Here is a 12,864-nt window from a genome sequence, read left to right as displayed (position 1 = left end):
GCGGGGCACACCGCCCGGCGTCACGGAAGCGAGTTCAGGAACGGCTCGTGGCTGTTCTGGAACTCCCAGTTGTAGTACTTGTCCCAGTTGATCGACCACGTCATCAGCCCGCGCAGGGCGGGAGAAGTGCCGCCGCGCAGCGTGTACGAGCCGCAGCCAGTGCCCTTGACCAGGCAGTTCACCGCCGTCTGGACGTCGGCCGGTGAGGTGTAGCCGTTGCCGGCGGAGACCGCGGCGGGCAGCCCGATCGCGATCTGGTCCGGGCGCAGACCGGGGAAGAACTGGCCGGTGTTCGCCACGCTGAACCCGGCCTTGAGCATGTCGGTCATCGCGATGTGGAAGTCCGCGCCGCCCATGGTGTGGTACTGGTTGTCCAGGCCCATGACCGGGCCGGAGTTGTAGTCCTGGACGTGCAGCACGGTGAGCGAGTCGCGCAGGGCGTGGATGACGGGCAGGTAGGCGCCGGTCCGCGCGTCGCCGGTGCCGGAGCCGCCGTAGAACTGGTAGCCGACCTGCACGAAGAAGGTCTCCGGCGCCATCGTCAGCACGAACCCGGTGCCGTACTTGGCTTTCAGGGTCTTCAGCGCCGAGATCAGGTTGACGATGACCGGCGTGGTCGGGTTGCGGAAGTCGGTGTCGCCGGGGTTGAGCGAGAGGGAGTGGCCCTCGAAGTCGATGTCGAGGCCGTCGAGGCCGTACTTGTCGATGATGGCGGAGACGGAGCTGACGAATTTGTCCCGCGCGGCGGTGGTGGTGAGCTGGACCTGGCCGTTCTGCCCGCCGATGGAGATGACGACCTTCTTGCCCTGCGCTTGTTTCGCCTTGATGGCGGCGATGAAGTCGGCGTCGCTCTCGACGTTCGGGCACTCGCTGACGGGGCAGCGGGTGAAGCGGATGTCCCCGGAGGTGACGGAGGTGGGTTCCCCGAAGGCGAGATCGACGATGTCCCAGGCGGCGGGGACGTCGGCCATCCGGACGTAGCCGGAGCCGTTGGCGAAGCTGGCGTGCAGGTAGCCGACGAGGGCGTGCTTGGGCAGGCCGGTGTCTACGCAGCCGCTGGTGCTCCCGGTGGCGGCGGCGCTCTTGGGCGACTCCCCGGCTCCGTTGTAGGCGGCGACGGAGTAACTGTGGGTGGTGCAGGCGGTGAGGCCGCCGATGGTGGCGCTGGTGCCGGTCGCTTGCGCGACGACGGTGTTGCCTTCGTAGACCCGGTACCCGGTGACGGTGCCCGCACTCGCGCCCCAGCTGAGGGTGAGGGAGTTGGCCGTGGCGGCGGTGATGTGCGGGGTGCCGGGAGCGGCGGGCGTGCCGGGGGTGCTGCCACCGGGGCCGTCGAGGACGACGTCGTCGGCGTAGTAGGTGCCCGCGCCGTACCAGCCGTGGAGGTAGAGCTGGGCGGAGGTCTGGTTGCCGGTGGTGAAGGTGAGCTGCAGCTGGTTGTAGGCGCTCGAGTTGCCGGACCAGGTCGAGGGGCCGCCGGTGATGCCGAGGTAGACGGGGTTCCCGCGCACCCAGGCGGAGACCGTGTAGGTGGTGTTCGGCTGCACGGACAGGGTCTGCGAGCACTGGGCGTAATCAGCACCGACGGGCGTCCCGGCGAGGGCATAGCTGCCGCCGCGGACGGGGGTGCTGACGGTGGTCGCGTTGGCGCAGGTCCAGCCGGACAGGGAACCGGCCTCGAAGCCGGGGTTGGCGAGGAGGTTGGCCGCTTGCGCCGGACCGGCGGTGAGGCCGGAAAGGGTGAGTGCGAAGGCGGCTAGGGCTACGGAGAGTCTGGAACGCCTCATCGGGTCCTCCAGTCGGGGAGATGCACTTATTGTCTAGACCAATATGTAAAATGTCCAGACCAACTGGAGGGTCGGGCGGCGCTTCGCGGCCGCGCAGCCCGGACGACCCAAGCGCGGCGGGGCGGCAGCCCGGGTACGCGTGGCGGCGAGGTCTTGAATGAGTCATTCAGGACCTCCGAAGACCTGAATGAGTCATTCAAGACGCGCGCGACCCCCGCACCCCGCCGGGCCGAGGCGGGCTGAAGGGCCCTTTCCTGTCATGTGATGAGACGAAAGTCCCCTTCAGCACGCCCGCACCCGAGGCTCGGCGTCGTCAGCAGCCCGCCAGCAACTTCGTCACCAGCCGCGTCCGGCTCGCCCTCGACCGGCTGATCACCTGCACGCTGTGCCACCCCGCCGGAACCCGCTCGGCGAGCAGCTCCGCCCGCCACTTGCCCACCCGCCGGACGTGCCGCGCGAACGACCGCGGCCGCACCAACCGCCCCCGGCTGCGTTGCCCGGCCAGCGCCTGCTCCGCCGTCACGTCCAGGAACAGCAACCGCACCGGGCGGCCGCTCACCGCTCCGACCAATGCCAGCAACGCCCGGGTCGAGGAGCGCGTCGACGGCTCGTGGACCACGATCGGCCCTTCGGCCGCCAGCGCCCGCCCGACGATCCGGAGCCGGTGCCACGCGTGCACCACCGGCCTGTAGCAGCGGTACGGCACCGCCGGGACCACCGCCCCCAGCCGTTCGCGGACCTGGTCCGAATCGAGCACCGGCAGTCCCGTCGCGGCGTGGCGGAGCATGGTCGTCTTGCCCGCTCCAGGCAGGCCCGCCACGACGAGCATGTCGCGTGGCCCGAGTTCGATGACAGTGGGCTCGCTCATGCCCGCCCAACGTCCCGTCGATGGTAATGGTTCCTTTACCTTGGCGTCACGGACCGTGACGGGCACGGGAGGTGACCGCCGCAAGCCACCCGTGCGGTGAACACCACCCGGCGGGAGCAGCCGTTCTCACGTCGCGTGCCCGCGGTCACCCGATCGCCTGAAAACCCATGCGCGACAAGGCATTCGACGACCGGAACCGCTTCGGGTGAAGATCGCGCGCACCCCTTCCCGGCGTCCGGAAATTCCCTATCTTCTGAAAGGGACGCACGGCTAGAACAGGGGAAACGACATGACCCAGTCGCTGGAACTCCCGGTACAGGAATTCTGTCTCGATTGGACGCTCACCGGCGACGAAGGCGGCCGGGTCGGCATCACCCTCTCCGGGCAGGTGTCGTTGCTGGACAACAACCGGTTCTACAAGATCGACGGCGTCGTCTACGTCACGGAGGGTGACGCCGACATCCGCGCGGTCGGCAACCCCCGGATCTCCGTCCGCCGCAACGGCGTCGAGAAGAGCGGGCGCCAGTGGGGCTGGGAGATGTGCTCGGCCCGCAAGAGCCTCGGCGCGCTGAACACGATGGAGGGCTACTTCGTCCGCACCGGGTACTGGGCGCCCGCCGACCGCGCGATCCAGCTGAGCCTCTGCGCCGAACAAGGGTGGAGCCGGCGCAAGAGCTATAGCCCGCACGTCACCGTCCGGATGGTCGACTGACCACAGTGGACGCCCGCCGTCGCGCGGCGGCGACGACGAACCCGGCCGCGACGGCCCCCGCCACGGCACACCCGGCCCCGAACCCGGGCGACGGCTCGTGCACACGCAACACCGAAACGCACAGCCACACCGCCGCGCCGAAGAGCAGGCCGAGCACGGGGCCGCCGACCGTCGCGCCCCGCCAGCGGTGGCCGTTGCGGATGGTCCGGAGCCCGGATTCGAGGTAGGCCAAGGCGAACAGCGCCAAGATGAGGGTGCCCGCGCCCATCGCGCTCGCGAGCGGGTGCTGGCTGGTCAGCAGGGTGAAGGTCTGGGTGACGGGCCCGGTCTGCACGGTCGCGGTGACGGCGCCGCCGACGATCCACCGCGCCAACGCCGGCAGGGTGAGCTGGGCGGTGAAGCCGTTGCCGTCGGGTTTCGCGTCGGTCGCCGCCGAGCCGAGCGGGATCCCGGCCGCGGACAGCGAGATCGCGACCCGCCCGGGGTTCCCGGGCCCGGTCAGGATGAGCGGCTTGCTGAGATCGACCTCGACGGGCGCCGACACGGGAGCGGCCCCGAGGTTCAGAGTGGGCGACGCCTCGTGCGGCAGCCGAGCCGGGTTGAGCAGAGCGAGGACGACGAGCACGACGACGGCGGCCGCGGCGGCCAGCCGCAGCCCGATGACGGCGGCTTGAGAGCCGGTCCTCGCGGAGTCGCCGCCAGGTGTGGGATCGGCGGGCCACGCGGGGCCGCTCGAGTCGGCGCTCGGCGGGAAACCGGCGCGATCACCACCCCACGGGGCACCAGGGGCCCCGGCGGCACCTTGCGTGAACCCGTTCGGCTCGGCCGGACTCGCCACGAGCGTCGCGTTCGGGCCCGAGTGTCGCTGCACCGGCCGGGTCCGCTCGTCCACCACCGGCACCGTCGCCGCGTTCAGGCCCGCGATCACCCTTGGCGTCAAGTGCAGCACCGGTACCCCGGACCGCTCCAGCCACCCGGCCCCGTACACCGCCGTCGCCGCCGCGGACAGGTCCGCCGCGAACGACTCCGCCTCCCTGTATCTCGACTCCAGCTCCCGTGCCAGGCTGCGCATGATCACGCCGGCGATCGGCATCGGGACACCCGATATCGGGCGCGGGTCGGTGAACATGTGCTGGCGCATCATGCTGATCGCGCCGCGCGTGTTGTCGAACGGCAGCTCTCCCGACAGCAGCTCGTACAGCACCGTGCCCGCCGCGTACACGTCCGCCGCCGGGCTGAGCGCGTTGCCCATCGCCTGCTCCGGTGCGATGTACGCCGGTGTTCCCAGGATCTCGCCGCCGTGCGTCACCAGCGTCGCGCCCTCGCTGATCACCCGTGCGATGCCGAAGTCGGCCACCTTCACCACGCCCTGCGTGCTGAACAGCAGGTTCCTCGGCTTGACGTCGAGGTGCAGCACCCCCGCCCGGTGCGCCGCGTGCAACCCCGCCAGCATCGCCAGCCCGATCGCGCACGCCTGCTCGCCGCTGACCCCTTCGCCGTGGAAGCGGCTGTGGACCGTCCCGCCGTCGAGGCGTTCCATCACCAGCAGGTGCTCGCGGCCCGTGCGGACGTAGTCGTACACCGGGACGATGTGCGGGTGGTCGAGGCTCGCCAGCACCCGCGCCTCCCGGTCGAACAGCTCGCTGCTCGCCGTGTGGTTGAGGACGTCCCAGGGCAGCTGCTTGATCGCGACGCTGCGCCCCAGCGTCCGGTGCACCCCGGCGAACACCACTCCCATGCCGCCTTCGCCGATCTCCGCCCCGATCTCGTACTGCGGCAGGGCGGCGACCAGCTCGGCCGGTGCGCTCATCGGGTGAGTTCCCGCGCGGACAGCCGGACGGTCGTGTCGTCGGCGGGCGGCGGGGCCGGGTGCGGCGTCAGGTAGCCGAGCAGGAACGCGATCGCCGCCGCGCCCAGCACCACCGGGATCTCGATCGCCGGCTCCGGCGGCACCAGCCGCAGCACCGACAGCGTGATCACGGCGACCAGCCCGGTGCCGAACCCGGCCGGCAGGAACCGCAGGCCGCGGCGCCAGCGGTTCGGCGCCAGCCGGTGGCGGGCCAGCGCGAGCAACGCCGTCAGCCAGGCCAGCACCGTGAGCACGAGCATCGCCAGGCCGAACACGCCGTACACCGACCAGAAGGACCCGCGCACGTCGGCGACCGTCGACGCCTCACCCAGCGTGCCGCGTTGCGCGTCCAGCAGCTCGACCGACGACGGCAGCAGCCCCGTCGCCTGTCCGGCCAGGTCGCCGAGGTCGAGCACGAACGTCCGGGTGATCGTGCCCCTGGCCGGCACTTCGAACGGCGCCGTCGTGTCGTAGGCGAAGAACGTCAGCGCGAGGGCGACGCCGGAGAGCCGCACGCTGCGGACCTTCACCGGCGCGGTGCCGGGGTTCGTGGCCACGACGCGCAGCTCGACCTGCCTCGCCGGGTCGATCGGGACGGTGGCGTCTTCGACCGCCTGCCCGTCGATCGACACCTGCACGCCGAGCGAGGCGGACTCCGCCGAGGCGGGCGGGGCGCCGAACAGCACCGCGCACAAACCCAACGCAACCCCCGCCGCGATGACACGTCCCATTGGGCATCCCCTACTTGCGTAATCCGACTGGTCCGGAATGCTACAGCGAGCACACTCCGGGGAGGACGTCCAATGCGGTTCGTGGTTCGGTTGTTTTTCGGCGCCGTGGCCGGAACGTTGCTGCTGATCGCCACCGCGAACAGTGCCAACGCACAATACACATCTTCGGTTGGTTTGAAACCGTCGAGTGGCAAGGCCGGGAGTTCCTTCACCATTTCCTGGAATTTCTACCCGTGCAAAGGACCGGTCACCTTTTCCTGGAACGGGACGCCGATGTGGTCGGCGAACGCCGACCTCCAGAACACCTCCGGCACCGTCGCCGCCACCGTGCCCGCGGGCGCCCAGCCCGGCACCTACCCGGTCACCGGCACGTGCACCAACGCCCGCACCGGCGGACCGCTCAGCGCGGGCAGCCGGTTCAGCGTGACCGCCACGCCCACCACCACACCCCCGCCGCCGGTGACCACCACCCCGCCCCCGCCGGTGACCACCCGGCCGACCCGGCCCGGCACCACCACGACCCCGCCGACCACCACGTCCACCCCGCCGACGACCACGACCACGCCGCCGACGTCGACCACGCCCGGCACCTCCACCCCCACCACGACCAGCACTGAGCCGAAGCCCGGCGAGCTGGTGCTCGACCGGCCGAGCATCCAGCCCGGCGAGACGCTGTCGGCGTCCGGTAAGGGCTGCGAGCCGAGCCGGATGGTCACGCTCACCGCCGACGGCGCCGAAGTCGGCTCCGCCTACACCGACAGCACCGGGGCCTTCACCGCGCCGGTCGAGTTCACCCGGATCGAGGCCGGGCGGCACACCGTCGTCGCCGAGTGCGGAGTGCGGCTGACCGGCGCCGTCGACCAGGTCGTGACGCGCTCGTCCGGCGGGCAGACCGGGACGCTGGTCATCCTCGTGTTCTTCGTCCTCGCGGGCATCACCGTCATCCGCTTCCGCTGACCCCGGTTGACATGCAACCGTCCGGCTGCCTATCGTGAAAAGGCAGTCAGACGGCTGCATGTCAACGGAAGGGCGCGATGGACGAGGCGTTCAAGGCACTGGCCGACCCCAGCCGCCGCCTGCTGCTGGACGCGCTCAACGAGCGCAACGGCCAGACCCTGCGCGAACTGTGCGCGGGCCTGGACATGACCCGCCAGTCGGTGAGCAAGCACCTGGCCGTCCTGGAGGCGGCCGGGCTGGTCACGACGACCTGGCGCGGCCGCGAAAAGCTGCACTACCTCGACGCCGCCCCGATCAACGCGATCGCGGAGCGCTGGATGACCCGCTACGACCGCAGGCGGGCCGGCGCGCTGGCCGACCTCAAACGAGCACTGGAGTCCGCACCGATGAACGAATTCGCCTACACCACCTACATCAACACCACGCCGGAACGGCTCTGGCAAGCGCTTACCGAACCGGAATTCACCAAGCAGTACTGGGGTGTCGCGTTCGAAACCGACTGGAAAAAGGGCTCGCCGATGGTCTGGTCGGAAAACGGCGCGAAAACGACCGACCCCGGCCAGGTCGTTCTCGAATCGGACCCGTACCGCCGTCTCTCCTACACGTGGCACACGTTCACGTCCGAATGGGCGAAAAGCTCCGGGGTCGACGAGGAAACGCTCGCGAAACTGCGTCAGGAAAGCCGCACGAAGGTGACGTTCACCTTGGAGCCGCACGGCGAACTGGTGAAGCTCACCGTGCTGCACGACGGCTTCGACCCGGACAGCACGGTCCTCGCGATGTGCAGCCAGGGCTGGCCCGCGCTGCTGTCCAGCCTCAAGACGCTCCTGGAGACCGGCGTCCCCCTTCCGTGATCACGACGTTTCGGACCAAGCTTCCGAACCAGACAGATCTGGCACAGGTAAACGTCTGAATCCTCCCCCTTTCGTGTTCGCCCGGCTGAAGTCCCGGTGAATTCCCTCCTTCCGGCGCCATCCGATGCGGTTTTGCGGGCGTTAGGCTCGCATAATCCGTGACCGGGAATGGTCCGATCGAGTGACGGGAGAGCAGGCGTGCCGGGGTCAGTGCGTACCCGCTGGATCGTGGCGGCCGTGGTCGTGGCCGCCGCGGCGGGAGCCGTCGTCGCGTTCCGGCCCGAGAGTGCCGACGCCCAGGACCCCGAGATCGCCGTGTCGCGCTCGGCGTGCGGCACCGGCTGGACGGACCCGAAACCCGGGCCGCAGACCTTCCGCCTCCACAACGTCGGCTCGGTGACCGCCGAGGTCGACCTGATCGACCCGGCGACCGGCGTGATCTACGGCGAGGTCGAAGGCCTCGGCCCGGCGACCACCCGGCCGCTGCAGGTCAACCTGGGCAACGGCGGTTACGCGTTCCGCTGCCTGCCCGAAGACGCGGGCGCGATCGTCGGGCCGACGGTGCGGCTCAGCGGCGGCGCCGAGCGGAGCGGCCCGGGGGTCGCGCCGGTGACGCACAACGACCTGCTCGGCCCGCTCAAGACCTACCAGCAGCACGTCACCGCGGGCCTGGGCGAGCTGGTCGCGAACACCGGCGCGCTGAAGACCGCCGTCCACGGCGGCGACCGAGCGGCGAGCCAGGCGGCCTGGCTGACCGCGCACCTGACGTACGAACGCCTCGGCGCCGCCTACGACGCGTTCGGCGACTCCGACGGCGCGCTCAACGGCACCGCCGACGGTCTCCCCGGCGGCACCGCCGACCCCGGCTTCACCGGCTTCCACCGGCTCGAACAGGGCCTCTGGCACGGCGAGGACCTCGGCGCGCTCGCCGCCGTCGCCGACCGGCTGGACACCGACGCCCGCGCGCTCCAGCAGTCCTTCGGCGAGAGCCAGGTCGACGGCAACGACCTCGGCCTGCGCGCGCACGAGATCATGGAGAACACCCTGCAGTTCGAGCTCACCGGCCGCACCGACTACGGCAGCGGCACGAACCTGGCCACCGCCCGCGCCAACCTCGACGGCACCCGCGCGGTGCTCGACGTCCTGCGCCCGCTGCTGGTCCCGCGCTACCCGGATCTGTCCAAGGTGGACACCTGGCTGGCGCGCACGCAGTCCGCTTTGGACTCCGCGCACCGCGCCGACGGCAGCTGGACTCCGCTGGACCAGCTGTCGCGAAAGGACCGGCAGAAGCTGAACGCCGACGTCGGCGAGCTGACCGAGCTGCTGGCCCCGATCGCCGCGATCGCCGAACCGAGGAGGGTCTCGTGAGCGACCTGCCGCGCCGTTCGTTCCTGCGCCGGGCCGCGGTGGGCGCCGGGCTGACCGTCGCCGCCGGGGCCGGGCTCGGCGCGTCGGCCGCCGTCACCGACAGCACGTCGCCCGTGCCGTTCCACGGCCGGAACCAGGCCGCCATCCTGCGGAACCCGCCGACGCAGACCGTCGTCGCGTCGTTCGACGTCGTCGCCGAGTCGAAGGCCGAGCTGACCGACCTCTTCCGCGCGATCACCGACCGGGCCCGGTTCCTCACGGGTGGCGGCGCACCCGCCGCGCTCGGCATCACGGCCCCGCCCGCGGACTCCGGCGTGCTCGGCCCGGTGGTGCCGGGCGGCGACCTCGGCGTGATCCTCGGGGTCGGCGCGTCGCTGTTCGACGACCGGTACGGCCTGGCGAACCGCAAGCCCGCCAAGCTGAAGCCGATGACGACGTTCCCGGACGACGCGCTGGACCCCGCGCAGTGCCACGGCGACGTGAGCCTGACCCTCTCGGCGAACTCGACCGACACCGTGCTGCACGCGCTGCGCGACATCGCCCGCGCGACCCGCGGCGGCATGCAGCCGCGGTGGAAGATCAGCGGGTTCAGCTCGCCGCCGCGGCCGTCCGGCACGCCGCGCAACCTCATGGGGTTCAAGGACGGCACGGCCAACCCCACCGGGTCCGATCTGGACAGTCTGGTGTGGACGAACGGCGGTGGCGAGCCCGCGTGGACCACCGGCGGCAGCTACCAGGTGATCCGGCTGATCCGGATGCTCGTCGAGTTCTGGGACCGGGTTTCGCTGGCCGAGCAGGAGAACATGTTCGGCCGCCGCCGCGACACCGGCGCCCCGCTCGACGGCACCGCGGAGACCGACGTCCCGAACTACGCCGACGACCCGATCGGCACCGTGATCCCGCTGACCAGCCACATCCGCAAGGCCAACCCGCGCACGCCGGAGACCGACCGCAGCCGGCTGCTGCGCCGCGCGGTGAACTACGACCGCGGCGTCGACAGCAACGGCAACCTGGACATGGGCCTGGTGTTCGTCTGCTACCAGCAGGACCTCGAGCGCCAGTTCGAAGCGGTCCAGACGCGGCTGGCCGGCGAACCCCTGACCGACTACATCTCCCCGTTCGGCGGCGGCTACTTCTTCGCGCTGCCGGGCGTCACCGGCCCGGACGACCACTTCGGGCGCTCCCTGCTCACCTGACTGTCGCACCCCACCACCACCACGAAAGGAATCCCCTGTGGACAAGAGAATCCGCCGACGACGGCGTGGCCTGATCGGGGCCGGGGCGCTCGCCTCGGTGGCCGTGCTGGCCGTCGCCACCGGTTCCGCGGCGGGCACGGCGGACGCCCAGCCCCTGAACGTGTTCCCCGCCCACTGGATCCCGACCGCGACGCCGATCAAGCACGTCGTGGTCATCTTCGGCGAGAACATCTCGTTCGACCACTACTTCGGCACGTACCCGAACGCGGCGAACACCGACGGCACGCCGTTCACCGCCGCGCACGGCACCCCGAAGGTCAACGGCCTCGACAAGAAGCTGCTGACCGACAACCCGAACGCGTACAACCCGAAGCGGCTCTCGCCCCAGCAAGCGCTTACCTGCGACCAGAACCACAACTACGGCGCCGAGCAGGCCGCGTTCAACGGCGGCAAGATGGACAAGTTCGTCGAGAAGACCGAGACGGACAAGTGCACCGGTCAGCCGGTCCTGTTCGGTGAGCCCGGCCTGGTGATGGACTACTTCGACGGCAACACCGTCACCGGCATGTGGAACTACGCGCAGCACTACGCGATGAGCGACAACTCGTTCAACACGGTGTTCGGCCCGTCGAGCCCCGGCGCGATCAACCTGATCTCGGGCAACACCCACGGCGTCCAGGCGGTCGACCCGGTGACGCACGAGCCGGTCAGCGACGCCTACGCCGTGCAGTCGCCGGACGAGAACGGCATCGGCACGATGATCAACGACCCGGACCCGGCGTGGGACGACTGCTCGGGCAAGAACCACACGAGCAAGGACAACCTCGCCACGATGCACGGCCGCAACATCGGCGACCTGCTCAACCAGCGCCACGTGACGTGGGGCTGGTTCCAGGGCGGCTTCCGCCCGACCGGCGAGGCCAACGGCTACGCGGTCTGCGGCCAGACACACACCAACATCGGCGGCAACGCGGTCGTCGACTACAGCCCGCACCACGAGCCGTTCCAGTACTACCCGTCGACGGCGAACCCGAAGCACCTCGCGCCGTCGTCGGTGCAGGCGATCGGCCAGACCGACCGCGCGAACCACCAGTACGACATCACCGACTTCAACGACTCGCTGAAGGCCGGCTCGATGCCCGCGGTGAGCTTCCTGAAGGCGCCGGAGTACCAGGACGGCCACGCGGGTTACTCGGACCCGCTGGACGAGCAGCAGTTCGTCGTGAACGAGATCAACGCGATCCAGCAGTCGCCGGAGTGGAAGTCGACGGCGATCGTCCTGGCCTACGACGACTCCGACGGCTGGTACGACCACCAGAAGTCGCCGATCGTCAACGGCTCGCACGACGCGTCGCAGGACCAGGCGGTGTGCACGGCGAAGCCGACGACGATGGGCGGCTACGCGGACCGCTGCGGCTACGGCCCGCGCCTGCCGCTGCTGGTGGTTTCGCCGTACAGCAAGGTGAACCACGTCGACCACTCGCTGACCGACCAGACCTCGGTGCTGAAGTTCATCGAGGACAACTGGTTCGCCGGCCGCATCGGCGACTCGTCGTTCGACACCAGGGCGGGCTCGCTGACGGGCATGTTCGACTTCTGGTCACCGAGGGCGAAGAAGGTCGTCCTCGACCCGAAGACCGGCGCGGTGGTCCAGGGCTAGCGCCCCAAGCGCCCCAATGTGGCCTTGGTTGCGTCTGACGCACCCAAGGCGGCCTTCGGTGCGTCAGACGCACCGAAGGCCACATTGGGGCGCTTTGGTCAGGGGCGGGCCGCCGGGGTCAGGTCCCAGGCCAGCGTCACCACCGTGCCCGAGTCGCCCGACTCGATGTCCGCCCGGTCCGCGCTCGCCCGCAGCAGCAGCAATCCGCGGCCCCGCAACGAAACCGGACGAGGGTCGAGCGCCGGGGTCCGCCACCGGCCGCGGTCGCTGATCACCACCTCCACCCGGTCCGGCAGCAGCTTCGCGTCCAGGTCGACCAGGCCCGCTTCCTCGTACGCGTGGTCGGCCACGTTCGCCAACGCCTCGTAACTGGCCAGCACGATGTCCTGGGCCCGCGCCGCGTCGACGCCCACTGCCCGCACCCACGCCGTCAGGTCGTGGCGCAACGCCCGGAGCGTGTCCGGGGCGGCGAGCACGCCGTGGCGGTGGAACTCCTCGGGGGCCGTCACGGGCGGAGCGCTTCGTCGACCGTCGCGTGGATGCCGATCCACGTGTCGAGCCCCGTCGTCTTCAGCGGTCCCGACGTCACCGCCGCGACGCTCACCACCCGGAGCGCGCCGGCCGCCAGCCTGCGGTGCGCCGCCGCGAGCACCTGCAGGCCCGCCGAGCAGAAGAACGTCACCTCGCGCAGGTCGACCACCAGCGTGCGCGGCCGGTCGGCCAGCACCGCGTCGACGACGTCTTCGAACTCCGGCGCGCTCAGCAGGTCGATCTCACCCGCCACGCGCAGTACCGCCGCCCCGTCGCGCCAGTCGAGCGAGACCGTCAGCTCGGCGGCGGGCAGATCCCGCGAGGAAGACGTCACGGCCCCCTATCGTGCCC

12 protein-coding genes are annotated in these 12,864 nt (G+C 70.6%); 6 read left to right on the top strand and 6 right to left on the bottom strand.

From position 1 onward, the window contains the following. Positions 1-20: 20 nt before the first annotated feature. Together QP939_RS24920 and QP939_RS24915 are read right to left on the bottom strand one after the other, a co-directional pair. Positions 21-1,787: a chitinase gene (locus tag QP939_RS24920; protein ID WP_285459221.1), complete on the bottom strand. Its 1,767-nt coding sequence runs from the start codon at positions 1,785-1,787 to the stop codon at positions 21-23. Positions 1,788-2,100: 313 nt separating this feature from the next. Continuing rightward, positions 2,101-2,655: an AAA family ATPase gene (locus QP939_RS24915; RefSeq protein ID WP_285459220.1), complete on the bottom strand. Its 555-nt coding sequence runs from the start codon at positions 2,653-2,655 to the stop codon at positions 2,101-2,103. Between the two features lie 289 nt (positions 2,656-2,944). Here QP939_RS24915 and QP939_RS24910 point away from each other — a divergent pair, with 289 nt between their 5' ends. Then, positions 2,945-3,367: a hypothetical protein gene (locus QP939_RS24910; protein ID WP_285459219.1), complete on the top strand. Its 423-nt coding sequence runs from the start codon at positions 2,945-2,947 to the stop codon at positions 3,365-3,367. On the opposite strand, the gene QP939_RS24905 is transcribed toward QP939_RS24910, so the two are convergent. After that, entirely contained in the window at positions 3,345-5,177 is a 1,833-nt protein-coding gene (locus QP939_RS24905) for a serine/threonine-protein kinase (RefSeq protein WP_285459218.1), read from the bottom strand. The genes QP939_RS24910 and QP939_RS24905 overlap by 23 nt on opposite strands. Further along, positions 5,174-5,947 carry a hypothetical protein gene (locus QP939_RS24900; protein WP_285459217.1) on the bottom strand — a complete coding sequence of 258 codons (774 nt, stop codon included), beginning with the start codon at positions 5,945-5,947 and terminating at the stop codon, positions 5,174-5,176. The genes QP939_RS24905 and QP939_RS24900 overlap by 4 nt, the downstream gene beginning before the upstream one ends. Positions 5,948-6,220: 273 nt before the next feature. On the opposite strand from QP939_RS24900, the gene QP939_RS24895 reads away from it, so the two are divergent. From QP939_RS24895 to QP939_RS24875, 5 genes are all read left to right on the top strand, one after another. Continuing rightward, the gene (locus QP939_RS24895; RefSeq protein WP_285459216.1) at positions 6,221-6,904 is read left to right on the top strand and encodes a hypothetical protein; all 684 of its coding nucleotides are present in this window, start codon (positions 6,221-6,223) and stop codon (positions 6,902-6,904) included. Between the two features lie 77 nt (positions 6,905-6,981). Continuing rightward, positions 6,982-7,758, top strand: a complete 777-nt coding sequence (locus QP939_RS24890) for an ArsR/SmtB family transcription factor (RefSeq protein ID WP_285459215.1) — start codon at positions 6,982-6,984, stop codon at positions 7,756-7,758. Between the two features lie 210 nt (positions 7,759-7,968). Then, complete coding sequence (locus tag QP939_RS24885) at positions 7,969-9,126, top strand: EfeM/EfeO family lipoprotein (protein ID WP_352252717.1); 1,158 nt, start codon at positions 7,969-7,971, stop codon at positions 9,124-9,126. Beyond that, entirely contained in the window at positions 9,123-10,322 is a 1,200-nt protein-coding gene (locus QP939_RS24880; protein ID WP_285459213.1) for a Dyp-type peroxidase, read from the top strand. The genes QP939_RS24885 and QP939_RS24880 overlap by 4 nt, the downstream gene beginning before the upstream one ends. 37 nt (positions 10,323-10,359) lie before the next feature. Next, positions 10,360-11,982 carry a phospholipase C gene (locus tag QP939_RS24875; protein ID WP_285459212.1) on the top strand — a complete coding sequence of 541 codons (1,623 nt, stop codon included), beginning with the start codon at positions 10,360-10,362 and terminating at the stop codon, positions 11,980-11,982. Positions 11,983-12,080: 98 nt separating this feature from the next. On the opposite strand, the gene QP939_RS24870 is transcribed toward QP939_RS24875, so the two are convergent. Continuing rightward, positions 12,081-12,491 carry an ATP-binding protein gene (locus QP939_RS24870; protein WP_285459211.1) on the bottom strand — a complete coding sequence of 137 codons (411 nt, stop codon included), beginning with the start codon at positions 12,489-12,491 and terminating at the stop codon, positions 12,081-12,083. After that, entirely contained in the window at positions 12,488-12,847 is a 360-nt protein-coding gene (locus QP939_RS24865) for an STAS domain-containing protein (protein ID WP_285459210.1), read from the bottom strand. Before QP939_RS24865 ends, QP939_RS24870 begins: the two co-directional genes overlap by 4 nt. Between the last annotated feature and the right edge of the window lie 17 nt (positions 12,848-12,864).

The sequence above is a fragment of the Amycolatopsis nalaikhensis genome, from assembly GCF_030264295.1.
In the GTDB taxonomy this organism is placed as follows: Bacteria; Actinomycetota; Actinomycetes; order Mycobacteriales; family Pseudonocardiaceae; genus Amycolatopsis; species Amycolatopsis nalaikhensis.
This window is presented reverse-complemented; position numbering and strand designations above follow the sequence as displayed.